This window comes from Nocardia amamiensis, assembly GCF_015477605.1.
Taxonomy (GTDB): Bacteria; Actinomycetota; Actinomycetes; order Mycobacteriales; family Mycobacteriaceae; genus Nocardia; species Nocardia amamiensis_A.
The window spans coordinates 61,481-84,310 of the sequence record NZ_JADLQX010000026.1 but is presented as its reverse complement, the minus strand read 5'-3'; the positions used below and the strand labels follow the sequence as shown (position 1 = coordinate 84,310).

Genomic DNA, 22,830 nt, shown 5'->3' with positions numbered 1-22,830 from the left:
CGTCCATCACTGCCTGACCCGGATCATCATGGAGCTGGCCGACGCAGAGGAAATCGATCCCGACCGCATCTCGTTCCTGAAGGTGCTCAAGCACGTGCGCCGCAGCATCATCGGACAGACCGCGAACACCGCGAGGAAGACCAGGCTGTTCATGAACATGCTGGCGTCGAAAGTGCGGCGCAAACTCGACAGCGGACCTCGGCGTCTGCGTGAGTCCGACCGGTTACTCAAGCGGCCGGACTCGAAGTACTCATTCCGCCAAAAAAGCCAAGCACGCAGGACAACCCGCAGAACCACCAGCAAGGTCATTGCATTACACCCCGTAACAGCTCAGTAGGTGTGACAGGTCAAGCAACGGCATTGCGCCGTGTGCCGGTCGTGCGGCGTCATCGCCGACGTCGATTGCGCGGTGGGCGAGGCGCCCTGCCTCGACGCGTCGGACCACAACGGTTTCGTCCTCGAAGAGGCCGAAGTCATCTACTGGGGCCTCTGCCCCGATTGCTCGACATCGGAGACGTCCCGATCACACCGGTGATCACAGCTCGATTCACTCCATTCTCGAAAGGAAAACGCCTGTGCCTCAGGAACATCCGCCCATCGCAGAGGCCCAAACGGAACCCGTGGAAACCGGGTGTCCCGTTGCGGCCGGTCGTCTGAAGTATCCGACCGAGGGCGGTGGCAACCGTGACTGGTGGCCGAACCAGCTCAACGTGAAGATCCTGCAGAAGAACCCCGCTGTCGCGAATCCCATGGACGAGGATTTCGACTACGCCGCGGAATTCGAGACCGTCGATCTGGCCGCGGTGAAGCGCGACATCGAGGAGGTGATGACGACCTCGCAGGAGTGGTGGCCCGCCGACTACGGCCACTACGGGCCGTTCTTCATCCGGATGGCCTGGCATGCCGCGGGCACCTACCGCATCAACGACGGCCGCGGCGGCGCGGGGGCCGGTATGCAGCGGTTCGCGCCGCTCAACAGCTGGCCCGACAATGCGAGCCTCGACAAGGCTCGGCGCCTGCTGTGGCCGGTCAAGAAGAAGTACGGCAAGAAGCTTTCGTGGGCCGACCTGATCGTCTACGCCGGAAATGTCGCGCTGGAGTCGATGGGCTTCAAGACTTTCGGCTTCGGCGGCGGCCGCGTCGACCAGTGGGAGCCGGAGGAGGACGTCTACTGGGGCCCGGAGCAGACGTGGCTCGGTAACGAGCGGTACACCGGCGAACGGGACCTCGAGAAGCCGCTGGCCGCGGTGCAGATGGGCCTGATCTATGTGAATCCCGAAGGCCCCAACGGCAACCCGGACCCGCTCGCCGCCGCGGTCGACATCCGCGAAACATTCCGCCGCATGGCGATGAACGACGTCGAGACAGCGGCGCTCATCGTCGGCGGCCACACCTTCGGCAAGACGCACGGCGCCGGACCGGCCGACCACGTCGGTCCCGAGCCCGAGGCGGCCCCGCTGGAGGAGCAGGGCCTCGGCTGGAAGAGCTCCTTCGGCACCGGCGTCGGCAAGGACGCGATCACCAGCGGCCTGGAGGGCGCCTGGACGCCAACTCCGACGAAGTGGGACAACAGCTTCCTCGAGACCCTGTATGGCTACGAATGGGAGAAGACCAAGAGCCCTGCTGGTGCGTGGCAGTGGGTTCCCAAGGAAGGCGCTGGGGCGGGCCTGGTGCCCGATGCCCACGACACGTCGAAGACCCACACCCCGGTGATGCTGACGACGGACCTCTCGCTGCGGTTCGACCCGGTCTATGAGCAGATCACCCGCCGCTGGCTCGACCACCCCGACGAACTCGCCGACGAGTTCGCCAAGGCGTGGTACAAGCTGACCCACCGCGACATGGGTCCCATCGTCCGTTACCTCGGGCCACTGGTCCCGGAGGAGACGCTGCTGTGGCAGGACCCGGTCCCCCCGGTGACGCACGATCTCATCGGCTCGGCCGACATCGCCGCTCTCAAAGGCCGGATCCTCGGGTCGGGTCTGACTGTGGCACAGCTCGTTTCCACCGCGTGGGCGGCCGCGTCGTCGTTCCGCGGCAGCGACAAGCGTGGCGGCGCCAACGGTGGGCGTATTCGCCTCGAGCCGCAGAGCGGGTGGGAGGTCAACAACCCCGACGAGCTCGTGAAGGTGGTGCGCACCCTGGAGGAGATCCAGGAGGCCTTCAACTCCGCCCAGACCGGGAACACGAGGGTGTCGTTCGCCGATCTCGTCGTGCTCGGCGGTTGCGCGGCAGTCGAACAGGCCGCGAAGAATGCCGGATTCGACGTCGGGGTGCCGTTCACGCCCGGACGCACGGACGCCACGCAGGAGCAGACCGATGTGGAGTCTTTCTCCGCGCTCGAGCCGAATGCCGACGGCTTCCGCAATTATCTGGGGAAGGGCAACCGGCTCCCGGCCGAGTACCTGCTGATCGATAAGGCGAATCTGCTGACCCTGAGCGGTCCGGAGATGACGGTGCTCGTCGGGGGTCTGCGCGTGTTGGGTGCCAACTACAAGCAGTCGCCGCTGGGCGCGTTCACCTCAGCCCCGGAGTCGTTGACCAACGACTTCTTCGTGAACCTGCTCGACATGGGCACGAAGTGGGAGCCGTCGCCGGCCGACGACGGGACCTACGTGGGCAAGGACCGCGTCACCGGTGAACTCCGGTGGACCGGCAGCCGCGTGGACTTGGTCTTCGGATCGAACTCGCAGCTGCGCGCTCTGGCGGAGGTCTACGCGGCCGACGACGCGAAGCAGAAGTTCGTCCAGGACTTCGTCGCCGCGTGGGACAAGGTGATGAACCTGGACCGGTTCGAGCTGGCCTGATCATGGTGCGAATGTCCAGCTCGCGAGCCGGACATTCGCACTTCATGCGACACCCCGCGGGTAGGGTCGGCTCACGGGGTGCTCCGACATTCCTCAGCAGTGCGACCGCAGGTTGATCCGGTCGAGGTCGTTGAACCACGCTGGGTTATACGTACCCCAGACATCCCACCAATACCGTTGGTCCGAGTCGGGCAGGTTGATCACGAACCTGGTGATGTCGTCGACGCCCGGTTGCTGCGCGACGATGTTGCCTTTGTAACCTTCGCTTCTGGTGAAGAGTTCGGCGTGCATCAGCCAGGCGTCGTTGTCGTCCCCACTCGTCACCCATCCGGTGAAATGCGCCCAGCCATCTCGTTGCAGCGTCCACTTGGCGCCCGCGAACATGGTGCAGTCCCCCGCATGGAGGTCCCGGTTCCAGACGAACGTGCGCTCCCAGGTATCGGCATGCGCCTGGCTCGGCGCCATGCCGAGCAGCGCTCCGGCGAGAAGCGCCGCGGAGGCGATGCGAGCAACGGCTGCCCCTCGAATTGATCTGATCATGGCTTCCTCCCGCCAGTTGCCGCCGCCGTATTCCGGACGGCTCGTGCAGGATTCAGTGTGGAGGCCGGCTCGTCGGTGCTCACGAGTATCGGCGTACGCAGGAGTGGCTGGAATCGCTGCGTTGCGGCAGCGGAGGCACTACTCGAGTGCTACTCGGTCACTCCGTGGTACGGGCGGTCAGGTCGTCGAGCAAGATCATGACTTCGCCTTCCCGCTTGACCACCTCGGTGAGCCGGATCGTCAGGGCGAGGAGTTCCGCGTCGGCGATCGGATCGGCCGGTTCGTATCCGAGGCGCTGCCATTCGCCATTGGCGGAGACGTTCCCCAGCACCAGTTCGCGTTCGCCCTGTTCGGTGCCGCCGAGGCGCGCCGACACCTGGATCGATGCGTGCGGGGAGCGCACCCACAGGTGCACGGCCGCCAACCGTCCTGCGATCGAGGACAATTGTCCCGGCTTCGCCACGAGATCGACCTCGAGATTGTCGGTCGCCGAGCGGATCAGCAGCACGAGCGCGCGGTGGTCGGCGCCGGCCACTCCGTCGGCATAGATGCCCGGCGTCTTGCTCGGTGCGCCCTCGGCGAACGTGGTGAGGTGTGTCCGTTTCGCTCCGTCCCCCGCGAGCTCCCATTTGTCCTTGTTCTCGAAGTCGTCCAAGAGCACCTCGACCGATGCGTCCGACATCCCCGCCGATCCTTCCTCCGCGCATCCGACCGGACATCTTCCGGCTCGGCATGAACCCTACAAGTCGACGAATTCCCTTGCCGCTCAACCGGCCCTCGGGTCATCGCGCGGTCGGTGCCACGAGAAGCGTGGGGTCGCCGGCCAGGGCCCCGCAGGCGACGGGCCGGTCCGGGCTACCGCGACTATCGGAAACCGTAGTAACGCTGTACCAGTCGCTCGTACACGAAGGCCGGGACCAGTCTGCGGGTCCAGAAGGACAACCGGACGTCCCGGCCGCACAGGTAAGCCTGCCGTGGCCGGTCGGCCGCGAGGATCGCCGCGACCTTCCTGGCGACCGAGGCAGCGGGCTGTCCCGCCGCCAGGTAGCCGCGCACCAGGTCCAGCACGGCCGCGCGGTCGCGGTCGTATGCGGCGATCGGGGCGGCCACGTGCTCTGCCGTGTCGATGATCGGGGTGACGGTCCATCCAGGTATGAGCACCGACACGCGCACGCCGAACTCGGCAGCCTCCATTCGCGCGGCCTCGCCGATCCGCTCGACAGCCGCCTTCGTGGCCGAGTACCAACCGCCGTACGGCTCGGCGATGGCGCCCGCTCCCGAACTCACCACGATCACCCGGCCCGCGCCTTGGTCCCGCAGTAAGGGCAGCACGGCTCGCAGCACCCGATGCGTGCCGAGCACGTTGGTGTCGAACAGCGCCGCGGCTTCCTCGGGCGTGGTCTCCTCGACCGCCCCGACCACGCCGTAGGCGGCGAAGGTGACGACCGCGTCGACCCGGCCGTGCCGCGTGTGCGCGTCGCGCACCCAGCGGTCCACCGCTTCCGCGTCGCGCACGTCCACTCGGGCGACACCCGGCGCTGCCAACCGGTCGCATCCTTCGACGGTGTATCCCAGCGCCACAAGGTGTTCCATGGTGGCCGCGCCCATCCCGTTCGCGGCTCCGGTGACGAGCACGACGGTCATGCGGCGCACACCTTCAGTACCCGCGGCAGAACTTCCAGTCGCGCCGATTCCACCATCGTGATCTCACCGTCCAGTTCCAGCGGCGCCGGACGGTCGGGCCGCAGCTCCACCGCCGCGTCCCGATAGCACACCGCCAGCCGGGACCGCCGGAACCGCCCGGCGTACAGTCCGGCGATCAGGCCGAGGGTCCGCAGCCTTCCCGCCGCGGACCAGATGTTCACGTCGAACTGGCCGTCGTCGCAGGTGACCTCGGTGTCGTAATGCATGCCGCCAGCGAAGTGCACGCTCTTGAGTACTCCGATGTTCGTGATCGGGGCGGTGTGGATCCAGGTACCACCGCGCACCGCGACCGGCAGCGGCCGGTGGGTGGCGATGGTGGCCAGCGCCGTGGCGAGGATGGCGGCTTCGACGCTGCGCGACTTGAGCCAGCCGACCACACCGGCGGCGTGGTTGAACGAATGATTGCCCGCCGCGACCAGTCCCATGCTGGCGTTGAGCAAGAAGTAGCGGACGGACTGCGTGCCGTCGGTCAGCAGCACACTTGCTTTGCCGACGTCGACGAGGTCGGCGCGCGCGGCGTCGAGCCGCACCGGGACGGCGCCGACGCGTGTGCTCGACGACACCGGCTTGTGGAAGTCGTTGGAGCTGCCCAGTCCTACCGCGCCGAGCGCCGAATCGGCTGCTCGGGGACGGTCGGTCGCGGGGTCCATGAGGGCGTTCAGCACCAGGTTCACCATGCCGTCGCCACCGGCGGCGACCAGCACCCGCGGAGGTTCCGGCCGGGTGACGGCCGCGCGCACGATCGCGGTGGCGTGCTGTGGGCCGGCGGGCAGTTCCACGGACAGGTCCGGATGCCGTGTCCGCAGCTCGGATTCCACCGACCGCCAGCGCCGCAGCGCGGTACCCGCGTTCGATCGCGGATTCAGGACGACGAGCACAAATCCTCCTCGATGCCGAGCCACCCGCGCAGCGCGCGGTGGTCGCCCGTGGTTACCAATCCGGTGCGGGCCACGGCCGGTGGTATGTCGGTGCTCCGCGCGCCCAGCAGGAACACCGGAATCCCCAGGTGCGCGGCGGGTCCGTCGCTTCCGGGATCGTTGCCGACCATCACGCACTCCCCCGCCGCCGCGCCGAGGTGGTCGAGCACTTCGCGATAGAAATCGAGCCGCGGCTTGGCGCGGCGCATGGTCTCACCGCTGGTGGTGAACGCGAACGACGCGAGATCGTGTCCGCCCCAACGGATCCTGGTCTCCACAGTGCTGCGCGGCCACAACGGATTGGTCGCGACCACCTGGCGCACACCCGCCGCCGTCAGTCGGCGCACCGTCGCGACCGCGGCCGGGCTCGGCGGGAAACACGCACGCAGCCGGACGAATTCGACCTCCGACAGCCGGGCCAGCCGGGATGCGGCCACGTCGCGGGTGGTACCGACGCGTTCTGCGAGCAGTCGCAGCATCAGCTCCGTATTGGTGTGGTCGGTGTCGTTGGCGCGGACATCCCGCAGCGTGCGGCGCAGCATCGGCAGGAAACGGTGCGGTGGCATGAGATCGCGGAATACCCAGGCCGCCCCAGTGGGCATCAGCGTCGCGAAGGTGCGCCGCCGCAGTCCGATCAGGGTGCCGTCCAGGTCCCACAGCACGGTACGTCGCGCGCTCATTCCTGGCTGTCCAGTACAGCTTGCAGATCCGCCCTGGTCAGCCCGAGCCGGGCGGCGTATTCCTCGATGCCGGGCGGTGTGGGCCGCGCACCGCCGAGCCCGCTGCGCGACCGTAGCTCTCCGGCGTATGCCGCGCCGAGGTCGTAGACCGTCTTGGCGAGTGCGGCGGGAAACAGCCATCGGCCGAGGTCGCGCTGGAATACCCGGGTCAGGCGGTATGGCGCGATCACGCGCGCACCGAGGGCGGCCAGCGGGCCCGGCTCGCGAAGCGAGCTCATCCGGGCCGCCTCCGCGCCGGGAACGAGCAGGAGCCCCGACCACAGCCGACCGAAGCCGTCCAGCTTCTCCCGTGCGTCGGCGGTCATGTTGAACTCGGTGTAGGCCTTCTCGATGCGGGAGGTGTGCGTGGAACGGCTGCGGAGCAGCGTGTGCACATCGGCGATCTTGCGCGCCGTGTCGCCGCGGGTGAACCGGTCCACACGCGGCGCGATACGGTCCAGCAGCACGGCGAAGCTGGAGTCGGGCACCAGCCGGTGGGCGAGCGAAAGGGCGTGGTACATCAGCCTTTCGCTGCCCGCGGCCGCGATCTCGGCGGCGAGCAGGTCGTAGTCGAGATCCGCGCCCGCGTACCGGGCCAGGTTCCAGATGTCGCCCAGTTCGCGGACGCCGGTCTTGTAGTAGGGCAGGTGGATGCCCAGGTGATGCAGATTGTCCTCGTGTGCCATCGCCCATGCGGGAACACCGTGGAAGTCGATGCGCCGCACGCGTTTCCAGATCGCGGCATAGTCGACCGTGTAGGGCGCCAGCGGCGTGATCAGTCCCCAGTGGGTGCCCACCACGAGCGAGCCGTCGCGGGAGACGAACGACGGCAGGTGGTGCGAGCGCTCGGTCCGCACCTTGGGCTCCTTGCCCAGCAGTTCCGAGGTCGCGAACAGCCCCAGTTCACGATAGATCTCGATGACGGCGTCGACCTGCTCCGGTTCCACCAGGATGTCCAGATCGTTCATCCGCTTGTAGCGCGGGTCGTGGTAGATCTCGGTGGCGAAGAGCATGCCTTTGAGCACCACGCAGCGCACACCGCGCTCCTCGAACCGGCGCAACAGGTCCACCGCACCGGCCAGACGACGGTCGTTCGCGGCACCGATCCGCTCCGTGACCGCGTCGAACCGTACGCGAGTCAACGGCGGGACGAGCGAATACACCCCGGCGGCGAGCAGCGAGTGCCGCACCAGCGGAACCGTCGCGTTCAATTGCGCCAGCTCGAAGAAGGCCGTCCAGTCCGTGACCCGGTGCGCCAGCTCGGTCAGCTCGGCGCGTTCGGATTCCGTCGGCGCGGCCAGCGCGGCGTGCACCAGCAGGCGCTCGGCGTCCGTCCCGCCCGTGGCGATCATCGTGTCGGTCATATCAGGCGATCCCTTCCTGCTCGGGATGGAAGCCGAAGCGGCGGGCGACGGTGTCGATCCGGTCCAGCGCGCGATCGAGGTGATCCTGGGTGAGGGTGGCCATCATGCTGATCCGCAGGCGCTGCTGATCGCGGGGCACCGCCGGGAATTCGACGCCGTTGACGAACACGCCCTCGCGGTGCAGGGCGGTGACCACGTCCGCGACGGCGAGGCGCTGCGGAACCAGGATCGGAATGATCGCGGTCTGCGGATCCACCGCGAAGCCCATGGCGCGCAACCCGCGCACGAAATACGCCACGTTGTCGTGCAATTGCCGTACCCGCTCGGGATGCTCGGCCAGGAAGTCGATCCCGGCGAGCACCGCCGCGACGACCGGCGGCGCGAGCGCGGCGGAGAACATGTAGGAACGCGCGAAGAAGCGCAGCGTGTCCACCATGTCCCTGGAGCCGGTCACGAAGCCGCCGGTGCCCGCGAAGACCTTCGAGAATGTGCCCATGGACAGCTCCACGGCGCCTGGTCCGAGCCCGAAGTGCTCGGCGGTGCCGTGCCCGCGCGCGCCGAGCACCCCGGTGCCGTGCGCGTCGTCGACCGCCAGCCACGCGCCGAACGCGTCGCACAGCGCACGGATCTCCGGCAGCGGGGCGATGTCGCCGTCCATCGAGTACACGCCCTCGACGGCCACCACGACGTTGGCGCCAGGATTGCGCCACCGGATCTGCATCAGCCGATGCCGCAAGTGCCGTAAATCATTGTGCGCGAAGGCCATCGACCGCACGCGGCCGAGCTGAATGCCGTCGTACAGGCTCGCGTGGCTCTGTTCGTCGTAGAGCAGCACGTCGCCCTTGCGCAGCAGACCGGTCACCCAGCCGACGTTCGCGGCGTATCCGGACGAGAACACCATCGCCGCCTCGCTGCCCTTCAGCTCGGCCAGCCGTTCCTCGAGCAGGCGGTGCAGGGTCGTGGTGCCGTTGAGCAGCGGCGGGCCGCCGTGCCCCACACCGTATTCCCGGATCGCGGCGATGGCTGCCTCGGCGATCCGAGGTTCATTGCCGAGGCCGAGGTAATTGTTGGACCCGAGCATGATCAACTCGTCGGTCCCGCCGGTCGACGGGTCGCGCACCGGCACGAGCGCGCCGGACGGACCGGCCACCTCGCGCAGCACGAATCCGCTGCCGCGGGCGTGCTCCACATAGGGGCGGAACTCCGCGAATCGCTGTTCGAAGGTGTGTGCCGCAGGGTCGAGATAATGTTCGAGGCTGAAATTCTCGCCATGGGCGAGATCGGGAGCGGTCATGCTCGCTGCTCCTGTCCGAGCGTCACGGTTCCGGCCCGGCCGTCCAGCACCAGTACGTCGCCGCTGGCGACCAGCTGGGTGACGCCCTGCACGCCGACGACCGTGGGAATGCCGAGTTCGCGTCCGATGATGGCCGTGTGCGAGAGGAGGCTGCCGCGTTCGCTCACCAAGCCGCCCGCGGCGACCATGAGGAACACCCAACCCGGGTCGGTGGTGGCGGCCACCAGCACCTGTCCATCGATTGCCACGTCCGGGTCGGGCGTGCGCAGCACCAGCGCTGGAGCTTCGACACGTCCCGGCGCGCAGCCGATTCCGCGCAGAACCCGGGCGCCGGCCACCGCGCCGTCGTCCGGTTCTTCCAACGTAGGGTCGACGATGCCTGCCGCGGCGATCCCCGTGGTGACGATGCGGGAGGGCAGTCGTTGCCCGCGCCAGCGATCGTGGTCGGCCTTACGCAGAGCCACGGTCCTGGCTGCGTCGGTGTCCACCGCGGTGCCGCGGGTGAGGGCGGTGATCTCCTCGTAGGTGAGCCAGAAGACATCACGCGGATCGTCCAGCAGCCCTGCGGTATGCAGCTGTCTGCCGTATTCGCGGAACACCCGCTTCACCAAGCCGAAAGAGCGGCTGCGGCCCAGCCGCATGTTCTCCCGCTGCTTCACGTGTTCGCGGGCCAAGCGGAGCGTGAGCCGAAAAGCTCTGCCCTCGAGTGCTTTACCCGCGAACAGATCGGCTGCCGTTTGCTCCGCCGCGCGGCGGATGGCCTGTTCTCTGGCGATCATGTCGTCGGCGTTCTGCCCGCCGCGCAGATAGTTGCGCAGCATCGGCACCAGGCGCTCGGGGTGCTCACCCAGCGGATCGGTCTCCAGCTTGAGCTCGTCCACGGTGCGGTCGCCGAACTCCGCGATGTGGCGCAGGCAAGCGGCGCGGAAGTCCGCGAACCGCTCCTCCGACAACGCCTTCCACACCTCGCGTGCGGTGCCGGGGCCGTCGAACAGCGCGCGCAGCGCCGGATCGGTGCGCACCCGGGCGGTGAGCGCGAGCGCCGAGCGCACCGGGTCGACGCTGTCGACACCGTCCTCACCGCAGAACAGCTCGTTGCGCAAGGTGAGCGCCGCGTCCTCGGCCAGGCCCACGCGGCGCAGCTGCAGACCGACCACATGGAACATCTGCTGGGCGAGGAAGTCGTTGAAGATCTGCACCGAGTACGCGGGCACGAGCTCGGCGAAGAAGCGCTCCAACCAGGCCAGCAACGCCTGTGCGTCGCGTTCGCGCTCCGGCGTGTCCGGGCTCAGGCGGCGATCGAGGTCGGCCGTGGCCGCCGCCAGTTCGGTGAAGAACGCGCGCAGCCGCCGGGGCAGCCGCAGCCAGCCGAGCGAGATGATCGCGAACACCCGTAGCCGCAGCGCGGTCGCGCGCACCCGGGCGATGCCACGGGCCGGCGCGTCCGGTCGACGGTATCGGTTCTCGATGTTGAGAGCGGCCTCCCAGCCCTCGATGGCGAAGTCCATGCCGGGGATCTCGAGGAACAGCCGGTACCAGTTGCTGATGTTGTAGTAGATCCGGCCGCGCGCCGTCCCCACCAGATAGGGGTACAGATCGGCGGCGTTGCGCTCCACGATCCGCGCGGTGGCGCCGAAATCCCGGTGGCACGCGCGGAAGACCTGCTCGTAGGCCGCCCGCAGGACGGAGAACGTGAGCGGGCTCGACAGTCCCGGATACGATTCGGCGACGTTGACGTTGTCGAAGATGGTCTCCCCCGCACCGGTAACGGTGACCGGCCTGGCCTGCAACAGATGCAGTCGCCCCTCGGATGTGTAGGCGAATTCGACGTCCTGGGGTGTGCCGAAGTGGTCGGCGAGTTCGCCTGCTATCTCGGCCAGTTCGAGGATCTGCGCGTCGGACAGCGCGGCGGTGGTCACCGGGTCGCCGAGATCTTCGACGGCGGTGCCGGTACCGGCATGCGACGGCGTCACGCGGCTGTGCTTGTCGACGACGACTCGCGACGTGATGGCGCGGGTGGTGCGATCGACGAAGTAGGTGTCGCAGTCGACCGTTCCCGCCACCACGCCCTCGCCCAGCCCGAGTGCCGCGGCGACGACCGCCTCGGACGTATCGCCGGTCTGCGGATTGCAGCTGAACACCACACCGGACACGGCGCTGTCGAGCAGCACTTGGACCACGACGGCGCAGGCGATCGGCGTTCCATCGAGACCACGGCGCGCCCGGTAGAAGAGCGCACGCTCCGACCAGGCGGAGGCCAAGACGGTGCCGATCGCGGCAGGCACGCCCGCCGCGGCGACGTTGAGCACCGTGTCGAGCTGCCCGGCGAAGGAATCGGTGGCCGAATCCTCACCGCGGACCGACGAGCGGACGGCGAATCGCACGTCCGCCGTGGACGATCCGTCCCTGCACAGTTCGGCGACCACGGCATCGAGCTCGGCCGCAATGTCCGCGGGCAATGCCAGTCCCTCGACGAGCGCGCGGATCCGCGTCGAGACGGCCCGTAGCGCCGCGGGATCGTCCGGATCGAGACCGGCCAGCAGGTCGGCGATGGAATCGGCCGCCGGGGCAAGCACCCGCGTGCACGCGTCCGTGCTCACCACCGCGAACGGTGGTACACGATGCCCCGCGGCGTGCAGCCTGGCGAGGTTGGCGGCCTTGGCGCCCGCATGCTCGTCGGCTGCCGGGTCCGTGGCGAGGGTTTCGGCGCGCAGTATCGCGCCGGTGGTCGTACTGGTCATCGGGCGGCCTCCTGTCTGGTCGGGGTTGCCGCGGCGGCTCGCTCGCGCCGGGTCAGCCGGACCAGGACCGGGTCGGGGGTGTTCGAGATCTCGGGGCGCTCGCGCACCCGCATCCCGTTCACCAGTTCGATGTCATAGCGGGACAGCAGCATTGCCAGACCCACGCGGATCTCGATCAGCGCCATCTGCTGACCGACGCACAGATGCGCACCCCAGCCGAAAGGGAAGTACCGGAACGGCGGGCGTGCCCGGTTCCGCTCTTTGGTGAACCGGGCGGGGTCGAAGGTCAGCGGCGAGTCCCAGAACGAGGGCAGCCGATGGTTGACGAACGGACTGATCACCACGATCGCGCCGGGACGCAGGTCGAACTGGTCGAAGCTGTCCGGCTCCAGTGCGGTGCGGCTGAATGCCCACGCGGGAGGGTGCAGGCGCATCGCCTCGTCGATCGCGCGGCCGGTGTACTCCAGCTCGGGCAGCGCGGCCCGCATGGCGTCCGGATCGTCCAGACTGTCCGGCAGCATGTCGATCTCGGCGCGTACCTGGTCGAGCGCGACGGGGTTGCGGCACAGCTCGTAGACCGTCCAGGCCAGCGCCCCTCCGGTGGTCTCGTGACCGGCCAGCAGGAAAGTCAGGACCTCGTGCCGCAGTTGCGCGTCGTCCATCGCATGCCCGGCGTCGTCCCGCGCGGCGAGCAGCCGGGCCAGCAGCGAGTGGGCGTCACCGTCGGTGTGCCGATGCCGCTGTATCACCTCGTCCACCACATGGTGCAGCCGCCGCCGCACGCCGTGCAGTCGCCGATTGCCCGGCGTCGGCACCCGCGGCGGCACCTGGATGGGTGCGGCCATGTGCCGCATCACCCAGGAAACACCCTGGCGCACGTCGTCCTCGATCTGTGGCAGCACGCCGTCGATGTCCGCGCCGAGCACCGCGCGGCACACCACGTCGGCGGCGAACCCCATCACCTCGGGCACCAGGTCGAACGCCGCACCCTCCGCGGCGCGTGCGTCCAAGCGAGCACGCATCCGTTGTCCGCACTCGACCATGAGCGGGATCTCGGTCTCCACGTGGCGGCGGGCGAAGGCGGGTTTGATCAAGGCGCGCTGGCGTTTCCACAGTTCGCCGCCGCTGGTCAGCAGGCCGGGGCCGAGCAGATGGTTCAGGCTCCGGTAGCTGATTCCCTTCTCGTATCGTGCCGCGTGGGTGACCAGCACCTGTTCGATGTGCTCCGGCTCGACCAGCAGGTGCACGTGCTGGTGCGCCAGCCGCAGCCGCACGCTGCCGTGGGCGAGCGCGGACTCGTAGAACAGGGTGAGCGGGTCGGTCCGATAGTCGGGGTAGGCGCCGAGTGGATGTCGCAGGACGGGACCGTCCAAGCGGCGGTCGCCGTTTCGGGTCAGCAGTGTCATCGCGCCGCGCCTCCCCCGTGCCCGGCGCCGACCAACGCGTCCGGATCGTCCTCGAGCAGGTGCCGCGCCGTGGTGCGCTGCACTTTGCCGCTGGTGGTTTTGGGGATGCTGCGCGGTGCGACAACTCGTACGCCGGCCGCCAGCACCCCGGTGCGTTTGCTGACCGCGGCGCGTACGGCGCGGGCCAGCGCATCGTATTCCTGCGGTGCAAGGGAAGTTTCGACGATCAGATGCAGTTCCTCCGACATGCCGTCGTTGTCGGTCCGTCCCACCGCGACCACACCGCCGGGCCGCACGCCCGGCACCTGCTCGGCGGCGATCTCGAAGTCGGTGGGCAGGTAGTTCGCGCCGCGGATGATGATCAGATCCTTGCGCCGCCCGGTGACTCGCAGTCGTCCATCCCGCAGATAGCCCATATCGCCGGTATCCCACCAGCCGTCTTCGCGCGTGGCCGCGGTGGCCTCGGGCATCCGGAAGTAGCCCGGCGTGGTGGATGGTCCGCGGAATTGCACGCGGCCGACCAGATCCGGGCCGCGCGGAGCACCGTTCTCGTCCAGGATCCGGACCTCGGTGCCCGCCACGGGCGCACCACAGTCGACGATGTCGAGCGCGTCTCCATCGCCGGCCGGAACATCCATGGCCATACCGTCTTCGGCGAGCGCCCGGCGAGAGACCGAGTCGTATGCGATCGGCGCCCGCGGCCGTGAGACCGTCACCGCGAGGGACGCCTCGGCCAACCCATAGCACGGCACGAGTGCGTCGGCCGGAAGTCCCCAGGCACGGAACCGGTCGACGAACCGCCGCACCGTCGCGGGATGGATCGGTTCCGCACCGCAGAACAGGAACCGCCACGTGGACAGGTCCAGCCCATCGAGTTCGCTGTCGGCGATCCGCGCCGCGGCATAACCGTAGGCGAAATTCGGGGCCGCGGTGAGCGTTCCCCGATGCCGGTGCACGGCGCGCAGCCAGTCGGCGGGGTGGCGCAGGAAGCGGTTCGGTGGGATCAGCACCGCGTCGACGCCGCGGAACAGCGGCGTCAGGAATCCCCCGATCAGGCCCATGTCGTGGTGTAGCGGCAGCCAGCCCACCCAGGTGTCGCCGGGACCGATCGCGGCGGCGCGGGCGATCTGCTCGCAATTGGCGGCCAGATTCGCGTGGGTGACCTGGACGCCCTTCGGTGTGCCGGTCGAACCGGAAGTTGCCTGGATGAACGCGAGATCGTCCGGTGCGGGCAGACGGGGTTCGAGCGCGGGCGTATCCGCCGCGCCGGCCAGCGCGTGCAACACCGTGGCGTCGATCGCCGACACCGAAGCAGACAGGGGCAGCGCGTGCAGCACCGATCCGGTGGCCACCACGGCCGCGGGTTCCAGATAGGCCAGCAGCCGGGAGAAACGGTCCAGGAAGATCTCCGCCGCACCGAATCCGCCCGGGGTGGCGATCGCGGTGGGCACCGCGCCGAGCAGCAGTGCGCCGAAGAACGCCGTGACGAACTCCGCTGACGTGGGCAGGCACAGCAGCACTCGGTCACCCTTGCGCACCCCGGCCTCGGCCAGCCCGGCCGCCGCCCGGCTCGCCACGTGCACGAGATCGTCGTGGCGCCGAGCGATCTCGTCGGCGTCGTGCGCCGAGGCACGCTCGGCCATGATGATCGTGGACGCCGCCGCGGCGCCCCGCTCACCGCCTGCCAGCAGTGCGTGCACGATGCTCGCGTGTGCGGGGCGCAGCTCATCGGATGGTGTGGTCATGCCTGGTCCTCGACGTATCGCACGATCGTGGCGACCGTGGTGAGCCGGACGGCGACGTCCTCCGGAATGGTCACGGCGAAGGCCTGTTCCAGCTGGATGGTCAGTTCGATGGCGGTCGGCGAGTCGAGTCCGTAGTCGATCAACGGCGTCGCCGGGTCCAGGTCGGCGGCGGACACCCACAACACATCCCCGACGATCGCGCGTACCCGCGCCTCCAGATCGGCCGCGCCGAGATCACCGCGCGTGCTCATCCCAGCAACTTCCCTTCCGTCACGCAGGCGCGCACCGATTCCGCGAGATCGACGCCGTCGGCGGTGTCGATGCGGTGAAACCCCACCTCGGGGAACGCGGTCGCGAGGGTTTCGCGCACCCGCTCGTAGCCGGTGCGCAGAGCGGCCAGCCGCTCCGCTGTCTCATGGGCCTCGACGGGCCCGTGCGCCGACCGCTGCACGCAGCGGGCCGCGGCCTGCTCGGGCGGCGCGTCCAGCCACAGCACCGCGTCGGGCAGCGTGGTGCGGAACCGTTCGGCGAAACCGGACACCGCGCCGGAGATGTCGCGTTCCACCAGCTCGGCGATCTCCGACAGCAGCAGCCACGGGTCCGGCGAACTGCCCAGCCGTGCCGCTTGGGCGTGCTGCCAGGCCAGGATGTCGGCGAAGGTGCCGGGGCGATGCCGTTCCAGCACCGCGGCGATCTCGTCCTCCCGCTCGCGGCAGCGTCCGTCGGTGCCGGCCAGCGCCACGTACAGCGGGCCGTACACCAGCAGTTCGATCAGCGGATGCCGCTCGCAGACCAGCACATCCGGTGACCAGGTGCGCAGGAAGTGCTGCTCGACCGGGCCGAACAGGGTCATCTGCAGGTACATCGCGGTGGCCTTCATCGCCACGTCACCGATCTCGTCGCAGCCGACGCTGAAGGCCCTGAGCTGCCGGGACAGATCCGCGAGCGGGACATCCCTGGTGTCGTGGAAGTCGGGGCAGGTCATCGAGGCGAATCGGCCGGCCCCGGCGGGCTCGGCCAGCGCGCGCAGCCCGGCCAGCACCGAGGACTTGCCCGCGCCGTCGATGCCCACCAGGGCCACCCGGCGGGTGTGCGGTGTGCTCATCGGTCGTCCTCGCGCAGCTGGGTGAGCACGGCGCGGGTGACCTCAGCGGGCGCCGCGGCGCCGTCGAGGCGGATCCAGCCGAGCTCGTCCGACAGCGCGTCGAGCGCCTCGTGGCTGCGTTGCTGGAAGGTCAGGAACGACTCCTCGTCGCCGTAGCCGCTCTCGTAGTCACTGCGCAATCGTTTTCGCGCCAGTGCTTCCTGCGGCCGTACCGCGAGGTAGAAGGTGCGGTCGGGTTCCGGGAAGCCCGCCGCCAGGCTCCGCAGCACGGCCGGATCACCGCCGTGCGCGACCTCGGTGGCGTAGTACTTGTACCAATAGGCGTTGGCGAGCACGATGTCCGCGTCGCGATCGGCGGCCAGGTCCATCGAGAGCTGCATGGCGTGGAACAGGAAGTGCGCGCGGCTGAGCGGGGTGAGCAGCTGGAGATAGCCGTAGATCTCGGCCGGACTGCCCCAGGGCAGTTTCGAGGAGACCTTGGGGTCGAGGAACGCGTCCCAGATCGTCACCGCGGCAACGCTGTGCCCCTGCGCCTCGAACTCGGCGGCGATCCTGGCCACCTGCGTTGTCTTGCCCGAACCGTCGCCACCCGCGAGGCAGATGAGACGTTTGCGTGCGGTCAGTGTCGTTTCCTTTCCCGAGCCGCGCAGAATGCGGGGCGGTTTGACGAGAGTCGTTGTAGGCGTGAGTGATTCCGGTTCCGCCGGGTTCGGCGGCGGGTCCGGTTCCGGTGCCTGTCGCGTAGCGGCGTCCGGTCGCGTTGCGCCGGAGACCGACTCGACCAGGGCGGCCTCGTCCGCCGGATCGCCGGCGTCCAGGACCTGCACCAGACCCGCGCCGCCGTCGACCCGGATGCGCTGACCCGATCGCAGCGCCGTCGTCGCCCCCGCCACGTTCAGCACGGCCGGAATGCCGTACTCGCGTCCGATCACGGCCGCGTGCGAGAGCATGCCGCCCACCTCGGTGACCACGCCCGCCACCAACCCCAGCGCGGGTGTCCAGCCCGGATCGGTGAACCGCGTGACGAGGATGTCCCCCTCGCGCAGCTGGTCGATGTGGTCGAGCGAGGTGATCACCCGGGCCGTGCCCTCGGCCACGCCTGGACTGCACCCGAGGCCGGACAGGTCGCCATCGCCCACCACGCGCACCGCCGCGACGGTCACCCCGCCGCCGAGTTCATGCGGCGGCGTCAGATCGCGGTAGCCCGCGTACATGGCACGGCGGTAGGCGATCACCGGCGCGAGGTCGGCGACGGCCACTCGGCCCGCGACCAGATCGGTCAGTTCCTGGATGGTCAGCTGGAACGCGTCATCTGCGTCTTCCAGCACGCCTGCGGCGGCCAGCCGGGTACCCGCTTCCACCACGTACGCGCGGACCACGGCGTAGCACTGCGAGGAGAATTCGCGCATTCGCTCGCGGGCGACCAGATACCGCCGCATCCGGTCGATCTGCTTGTCCAGCGCCTTGGCATACCGCACCCGCGCCGTCGGCCGCGCGCGCACCCTGGCGCGCACCGCCGCGAGCTCGGACTCGTAGCGTTTGCGCTGCTCTACCAAGGTGGCCGCGGGATCGGCGGGCACGGTCCCGTTGTCGAGCATCACCGCGATCATCGACCGCACTCGCTGCGGGTCCTCCGACCAGCGCGGGCAGGTCAGGTCGAGTTCGGCGTCGGCATGGAAGCCTTGCTCGTCGAGAAACGCCGCGAGCGCCTCGTTCCACGCCGGGCTGTCGAGCCCGGATTCCGCTGCCACTCGATGCAATTCGACGATGCCGCGTTGCAGCGCCATGTGGCTGATCTCGGCCAGACCGCCCATGAGGGCGATGGCCGAGGTGGTCGCGCCGGTGGCGGCGTCCACTTTGTCCAGCAGCTGTTTGAAATCGGTTTGCAGGCTGGAGTTGTGGTAAATGGTGGTGAAGTAGGTGCGCTCGGTGGCGGCGTGCACGGTGAGCAGGCAGTCGGCCAGGTCTGCGGCGAAAGTCGCCTCGTCGGTCCGCGGCAGCGCGCGTACCCGTTCGCGCCAGGCCTGGTACTTGGCGGGCCAGCTCGCGGCGAACGCGTCGACCGCGTCGAGCTGCCGGCGGTAGCTGCGCTGCACGGCCAGGGCGACGGGCAGCGCGCGGGCGATCGTCAACGGCGTGTTCGGGGTGCGAATCGGTCCCTGCGGGCCGTATTCGTTGAGGACGCCCAGATCGTCGTCGAAATGCTGCTCGTCGAAGCCGGGGATGCGCCGGAAGCACTGCTTCACCGCGCTGACGTTCCAGTAGGCCCGGCCGTAGTACATGGCCATCCAGTCCGGCTCCTCGCCCGGCTCGGCCAGCCCGAGCCCGTCGAAGAATCGCTGCATCGAGTACTGGAAGGCGTTGTCGTACAACGAGAACATCATCGGTGTGCACACGCGTGCCGAGACGCCGCCGTCCCGGAGATCCGCATCGGAGAATTGCTCGATGTCGGTGCGCCAGCTGATCGCGGTGATCGCGCGTGACTGCAGCAACCACAGGGTGCCGTCGCCGTCGATCGCCCACTCGATGTCCTGCGGTCGGTGCCGGCGCGCCTGCACGGTAAGCAGCAGCGCAGCCAGCGCCGCGGTGTCGGCGGCGTTCAGGTGGACGTCCTCCTGCCCCGCGTCGCGTGCCACCACGCCTCCGTCGGCCAGCCGCAGGGTGTAGCGAGTAGGTGCGACCTGTCCGGAGACCAGCCGCTCGCCCACGCCGTGGCAGGTCTCCACCACCGCGTGCTCCTCGATGCCCGACAGCGCATCGATGCTGAAACCGACACCGGCGCATCGAGCTTCGACCATGCGCTGCACCAGGACGGCGACCGTCGCGTCCGCCTCGGCCAGACCGCGCCGGGACAGATAGGCCCGCACCCGTTCATTGCGCACCGACGCCCGGCACTCGTCGATGTGCGTCCGGAGTGCGGCCGCGTCGGTGATGTCCAGATAGGACTCGTACTGCCCCGCGAAACTGGCGTCGTCGAGATCCTCGAGCACGCCGCTGGAGCGCGCGGCCACCGGGAAACCGCCGATCGCCCGCACCCAGCCGGTGAGTTCGTCGTCGGAGACGGCGTCCATGTCCAGGTCGGCCGGTACGACGAAGCCGGGTGGGACGGCGAATCCGTTGGAGCGCAGCTCGTGCAGGGTGGCGGCCTTGGCGCCCGCCCGGGACGGGATGAAGTCGGCCGCACCGAGGAACATCGGTGTCGGACCGGACGCGGTGGCGGGGGTGATCACGGTGGTGGCTCCTGTCGGCAGCAGAACCGGGCGAACATCGTGGCGGGCGGCCAGTTCCCGCGCTTCGCGTACGCCCGCGGCGGTGAGCGCGCCGTAGGACGGGCTCGCGGTGCGCGGCTCGAAGCCGAGCAGCAGCGTCTCGGCCATGCACGCGTACACGATTCCGGCGGGCAGCCCGGTTTCCGGAAGGGACGGGGTCTGGCCGAGTGGCAGCGCCATGCGGCCGCCGTCGAGCAAGGTGATGTGTGGGTGCTCGGCTACCGCCGGGTCCACATCGCCGGGCACGGCCAGATCGAAGATCAGCACGGGATGATCGGTGGCGAGATGCTGTGTCGTGACCAGCGGCGCGGCCGCGTTGGTCGCGGTCACCACGACCCGGCAGTCGCGCAGTGCGGCGAGATCCTCGCTCACGGCGACCTCGCCCGGTAGTCCGGCGGCCACCCGGCGCAGCCGTGTTCCGGCGCCGGGCCTGCCCACCAGGACCAGTGAATCGGCCAGCGGCGCAAGGAGTTCGGCCATGACCGCGCCGATGTTGCCGAGCGCCCCGAGGACGCCGACCCGCCGCTGCCCCGGCGCGAGTGCGGCCAGTTCGGCGTGCAGTACCGCATAGGCGCAGGCCGCCGTGAGCGAATTGCCGGAGGTCACGGTGACGGTGTCCTCCGCCACCTCGCGCGCGGCGTCGGTGACGATCGATGTGTAGCCGCCGAGGCCGATCACTCTGGCTCCGGCTGCTATCGCCTGTTCGACCGCGAGCCACACCAGATCCCGCACGTGGGTGCGCTCACCGGCGCGCTGGTGCGCGACGATCTGCTCGGCCGTCAGCGGCACCGCGATCAGCAGCATTTCGACCTCGGCGCCGGTCGGCGAGGTAACCGTCTGCCTGGTCAGTTCGAACGGATCGGCCACCGCGCGCAGACGCTCGAACAGCGCGGCGAACTGCGCATCCGTCCATTCCGCCAACTCGGGGGCGAGCCGGCGCAGATCGGCGACCTCGGGCAGGTTCGCCAGGAAAGCCACCCTGATCGGGTCGCGCGGGTCTCGTGCCGGTGCGTCGTCGCGCCGCGGTAGCGGTGCGCGGTCCAACGCCGCGGATTCGGTCGTGACCGGTGCGGCCAAGTGCGCCAGCAGCCGGGCGTACTCGCCGCGGTGCAGCAGCGCGGCGACGTCGTCCAGGGCCGCGGCCAGCCGGTCGAGGTCGCTGTCGCCGACGAAGGCCGAGGGCTGGACGCGCAGCGTGGTCGGCGCCGACAGCGTGGGCAGCATGCGGATCGCATGGCGGTGCAACAGGTATCCGGCCACCACGTAGCCGAAGAGGTCGGGTGCGCAGATCTCGCGCAGCAGCGCGGATTCCGGCTCTGGTACCCGCAGCTGGACTCCTTGGAGAAGACCGCGCCCGCGCACGGCCACGATCTCCTTCGGCCAGCGGCGGGCCACCGCGTCCAGTCGCGACCTCAGCCGCGCCCCCGCTTCGCTGATCCGGATCTTGTTCTCGCGCAACAGATCCAGTGCGACGTCCGCCACCGTGGCGGACAGTTCGTCATCGGCGAAGGTGGAGGTGTGGTAGCGCCCGAAATCGGCGACCGAGTGCTGCCGGTCGACCAGTAGCGCGGCGATCTTGACCAGTCCCCCGCCGAGCGATTTCGACATCAGGTAGTAGTCCGCGCGCACCCCGGACGGGGTCGAGGCCAGGAACGTGCCGGTGCGTCCCATGCCGCACTGGATCTCGTCGAAAACCAGTGCCGCAGCGTGCCGGTCCGCCAGTTCACGCAGGGCTCGCAGCGTGGCGGCGGGGACCTCGCGCACACCGCCCTCGCCCTGCACGGGCTCGGCGAACACCGCGGCGACGGGCGACAGACGCCGCCAGGTGCGAACGGGCGCACCGGTGGCGTCGAAGCCGATGACGCCCACCGTGCACAGCTCGTCCGCGAACGCGCCGGCGACCTCGTCCGGCGTCCAGGTATCGAGCCTGCGCCGCTCCGGGCCGGGTACCACCAGGTCGGCCGGGGTGTCGGCCTGTTCGGTGAGCGCGAAGGCCCCGGCGCTCTTGCCGTGGAACGCGCCCGCCAGCGAGACGAACACCGGCCCGCGTTCGCGTAGCCGCGCGATGTGCTGGAGCGTCTCGGTGAGCACCGCCGCGGCCGTTCGCGGCTCGGCGTCGTCCGCGGGCGCGGATGGGCGCACGTCGTGCAGGCCGTCGCGGCGCAGCCGCCGCAGCGTGCGCCGTATGTCGGCGTCCAAGTCGGACAGAGCGCGCGCGTGCGCGACCGCGGCGTGCCTGATCGCCGCTTCGACCGCATCCGCCCCGGTGGATCCGAAGGTGACGACGTACTCCCGGCCGGTGCTCGCGCCGATCGCCTCGGACAGCCGCCGCGCCAGCCGCGCCGCGCCCGGCCGGACGCTGCCCTGCGCCACGAACGGGACCTGCTGATTCAGCAGCGCCGTCGCCGCGCGTACCAGCGCTGGGTGGTTGTGTCCGAACAGCGCGGCGCCGAACCCGCCGACCAGATCCAGGACCCGGGTGCCGTCGGCGCGGACGAGGTGGTCGCCTTCCGCCGCGCTGTACACCATGTCCAGGTGACAGGCCCGCAGCAACTGGGCCAGGCCGGGCCGGTTGTACTCGGCGAAATCGGTGAAGAGCTCGGAGGTGGCGGGCGGCGCTTGTTCGCGCCGCTCGGAATGTGCGGTCACGTTCGCGCTCCGGCCTCCGCGCGCCGGTCGCGCGTCGTCTTCGTCGTCACACAATCGATCACGTCGCGCGTGGTATGCAGCATCGCGGCCTCCTCGTCGGAGATCGTGATACCGAACTCCCGCTCCAGCTCGATCACCAACTCCACCGACCGCACGGAGTCCAAGCCATAATCCAGCAATGGCGTGTCCACATCTATTTCGGTCACGTGCAAACCGCGTGAGAACAACGCCCGCACCCGTTCGCCAACGGCGTCGGACACATTCATCGAGCGTCTCCCTCCCCGGTGCCGCAGGCTTTTCCAGCCCTGCGCGATATATGGCTCCCTCGACGCTCAGCGCAGGGTTCAACCCCCGCAGAGTCCGTGATCACATGCCCTCCGATATCCGCGAACGGGACCGCCGTATCCCGCTGTCCCGCCATACCGCGCGAGGGTGCAGCCGCACCGCCACGCGTTCTCACATCTGTACACCCGCACTATGCGAGCTGCAATGTGAAAACCCGTGCTGCGCAGCCAGTTTCCACCGGTCGCAAATATTGGGCTAATTTCACCCGATTTGGTTTCCGCGACA

Annotated in this window: 16 protein-coding genes and 1 pseudogene; 3 read left to right on the top strand and 14 right to left on the bottom strand. The window is 69.3% G+C overall.

The annotated features are described in order from the left end of the window. The 3 genes and pseudogenes from IU459_RS28300 to katG all read left to right on the top strand — a co-directional run. On the top strand, nt 1-337 hold a 337-nt coding region (locus tag IU459_RS28300; protein WP_228838637.1), incomplete at its 5' end, for a hypothetical protein. 21 nt (nt 338-358) lie between these two features. Continuing rightward, a pseudogene (locus IU459_RS28295) lies at nt 359-535 on the top strand (transcriptional repressor); the annotation flags it as partial. A 40-nt stretch (nt 536-575) separates the two neighbouring features. Then, nucleotides 576-2,807 (top strand): catalase/peroxidase HPI, encoded by a 2,232-nt coding sequence (katG, locus tag IU459_RS28290; protein WP_195132630.1) that lies wholly within the window; start codon nt 576-578, stop codon nt 2,805-2,807. A gap of 93 nt (nt 2,808-2,900) precedes the next feature. Here katG and IU459_RS28285 read toward each other — a convergent pair whose 3' ends face one another. From IU459_RS28285 to IU459_RS28220, 14 genes are all read right to left on the bottom strand, one after another. Continuing rightward, on the bottom strand, nt 2,901-3,347 hold the full coding sequence (locus IU459_RS28285) for a DUF6294 family protein (RefSeq protein ID WP_195132629.1): 447 nt from the start codon (nt 3,345-3,347) through the stop codon (nt 2,901-2,903). Between the two features lie 157 nt (nt 3,348-3,504). Further along, complete coding sequence (locus tag IU459_RS28280; protein WP_195132628.1) at nt 3,505-4,029, bottom strand: hypothetical protein; 525 nt, start codon at nt 4,027-4,029, stop codon at nt 3,505-3,507. 182 nt (nt 4,030-4,211) lie between these two features. Then, the gene (locus IU459_RS28275) at nt 4,212-4,991 is read right to left on the bottom strand and encodes an SDR family NAD(P)-dependent oxidoreductase (RefSeq protein WP_195132627.1); all 780 of its coding nucleotides are present in this window, start codon (nt 4,989-4,991) and stop codon (nt 4,212-4,214) included. Beyond that, nucleotides 4,988-5,929: a diacylglycerol/lipid kinase family protein gene (locus IU459_RS28270; protein ID WP_195132626.1), complete on the bottom strand. Its 942-nt coding sequence runs from the start codon at nt 5,927-5,929 to the stop codon at nt 4,988-4,990. The genes IU459_RS28275 and IU459_RS28270 overlap by 4 nt, the downstream gene beginning before the upstream one ends. Continuing rightward, complete coding sequence (locus tag IU459_RS28265; protein WP_195132625.1) at nt 5,914-6,648, bottom strand: HAD family hydrolase; 735 nt, start codon at nt 6,646-6,648, stop codon at nt 5,914-5,916. Before IU459_RS28265 ends, IU459_RS28270 begins: the two co-directional genes overlap by 16 nt. Further along, nucleotides 6,645-8,051 (bottom strand): nucleotidyltransferase domain-containing protein, encoded by a 1,407-nt coding sequence (locus IU459_RS28260; protein WP_195132624.1) that lies wholly within the window; start codon nt 8,049-8,051, stop codon nt 6,645-6,647. Before IU459_RS28260 ends, IU459_RS28265 begins: the two co-directional genes overlap by 4 nt. A 1-nt stretch (nt 8,052) precedes the next feature. After that, nucleotides 8,053-9,345, bottom strand: coding sequence for an aminotransferase class I/II-fold pyridoxal phosphate-dependent enzyme (locus tag IU459_RS28255; protein WP_195132623.1), 1,293 nt, complete (start codon nt 9,343-9,345; stop codon nt 8,053-8,055). Next, a complete protein-coding gene (locus IU459_RS28250; protein WP_195132622.1) occupies nt 9,342-12,086 on the bottom strand; it encodes a PEP/pyruvate-binding domain-containing protein in 2,745 nt (914 codons plus the stop codon). Before IU459_RS28250 ends, IU459_RS28255 begins: the two co-directional genes overlap by 4 nt. Next, a complete protein-coding gene (locus IU459_RS28245) occupies nt 12,083-13,492 on the bottom strand; it encodes a cytochrome P450 (protein ID WP_195132621.1) in 1,410 nt (469 codons plus the stop codon). The genes IU459_RS28250 and IU459_RS28245 overlap by 4 nt, the downstream gene beginning before the upstream one ends. Then, nucleotides 13,489-15,237, bottom strand: a complete 1,749-nt coding sequence (locus tag IU459_RS28240) for a fatty acyl-AMP ligase (RefSeq protein ID WP_195132620.1) — start codon at nt 15,235-15,237, stop codon at nt 13,489-13,491. Before IU459_RS28240 ends, IU459_RS28245 begins: the two co-directional genes overlap by 4 nt. Continuing rightward, nucleotides 15,234-15,488, bottom strand: coding sequence for an acyl carrier protein (locus IU459_RS28235; protein WP_195132619.1), 255 nt, complete (start codon nt 15,486-15,488; stop codon nt 15,234-15,236). Before IU459_RS28235 ends, IU459_RS28240 begins: the two co-directional genes overlap by 4 nt. After that, entirely contained in the window at nt 15,485-16,342 is an 858-nt protein-coding gene (locus tag IU459_RS28230) for a hypothetical protein (RefSeq protein ID WP_195132618.1), read from the bottom strand. Before IU459_RS28230 ends, IU459_RS28235 begins: the two co-directional genes overlap by 4 nt. Next, the gene (locus IU459_RS28225; RefSeq protein ID WP_195132617.1) at nt 16,339-22,260 is read right to left on the bottom strand and encodes an aminotransferase class III-fold pyridoxal phosphate-dependent enzyme; all 5,922 of its coding nucleotides are present in this window, start codon (nt 22,258-22,260) and stop codon (nt 16,339-16,341) included. The genes IU459_RS28230 and IU459_RS28225 overlap by 4 nt, the downstream gene beginning before the upstream one ends. Further along, nucleotides 22,257-22,526, bottom strand: a complete 270-nt coding sequence (locus tag IU459_RS28220) for an acyl carrier protein (RefSeq protein ID WP_195132616.1) — start codon at nt 22,524-22,526, stop codon at nt 22,257-22,259. Before IU459_RS28220 ends, IU459_RS28225 begins: the two co-directional genes overlap by 4 nt. Between the last annotated feature and the right edge of the window lie 304 nt (nt 22,527-22,830).

What these genes read in the sequence shown, in the direction of transcription:
- IU459_RS28260 (WP_195132624.1), bottom strand. Translation starts at nt 8,051, where the DNA reads ATGACCGACACGATGATCGCCACGGGCGGGACGGACGCCGAGCGCCTG.
- IU459_RS28265 (WP_195132625.1), bottom strand. Translation starts at nt 6,648, where the DNA reads ATGAGCGCGCGACGTACCGTGCTGTGGGACCTGGACGGCACCCTGATC.
- IU459_RS28280 (WP_195132628.1), bottom strand. Translation starts at nt 4,029, where the DNA reads ATGTCGGACGCATCGGTCGAGGTGCTCTTGGACGACTTCGAGAACAAG.
- IU459_RS28255 (WP_195132623.1), bottom strand. Translation starts at nt 9,345, where the DNA reads ATGACCGCTCCCGATCTCGCCCATGGCGAGAATTTCAGCCTCGAACAT.
- IU459_RS28220 (WP_195132616.1), bottom strand. Translation starts at nt 22,526, where the DNA reads ATGAATGTGTCCGACGCCGTTGGCGAACGGGTGCGGGCGTTGTTCTCA.
- IU459_RS28245 (WP_195132621.1), bottom strand. Translation starts at nt 13,492, where the DNA reads ATGACACTGCTGACCCGAAACGGCGACCGCCGCTTGGACGGTCCCGTC.
- IU459_RS28285 (WP_195132629.1), bottom strand. Translation starts at nt 3,347, where the DNA reads ATGATCAGATCAATTCGAGGGGCAGCCGTTGCTCGCATCGCCTCCGCG.
- IU459_RS28275 (WP_195132627.1), bottom strand. Translation starts at nt 4,991, where the DNA reads ATGACCGTCGTGCTCGTCACCGGAGCCGCGAACGGGATGGGCGCGGCC.
- IU459_RS28230 (WP_195132618.1), bottom strand. Translation starts at nt 16,342, where the DNA reads ATGAGCACACCGCACACCCGCCGGGTGGCCCTGGTGGGCATCGACGGC.
- IU459_RS28240 (WP_195132620.1), bottom strand. Translation starts at nt 15,237, where the DNA reads ATGACCACACCATCCGATGAGCTGCGCCCCGCACACGCGAGCATCGTG.
- IU459_RS28235 (WP_195132619.1), bottom strand. Translation starts at nt 15,488, where the DNA reads ATGAGCACGCGCGGTGATCTCGGCGCGGCCGATCTGGAGGCGCGGGTA.
- IU459_RS28250 (WP_195132622.1), bottom strand. Translation starts at nt 12,086, where the DNA reads ATGACCAGTACGACCACCGGCGCGATACTGCGCGCCGAAACCCTCGCC.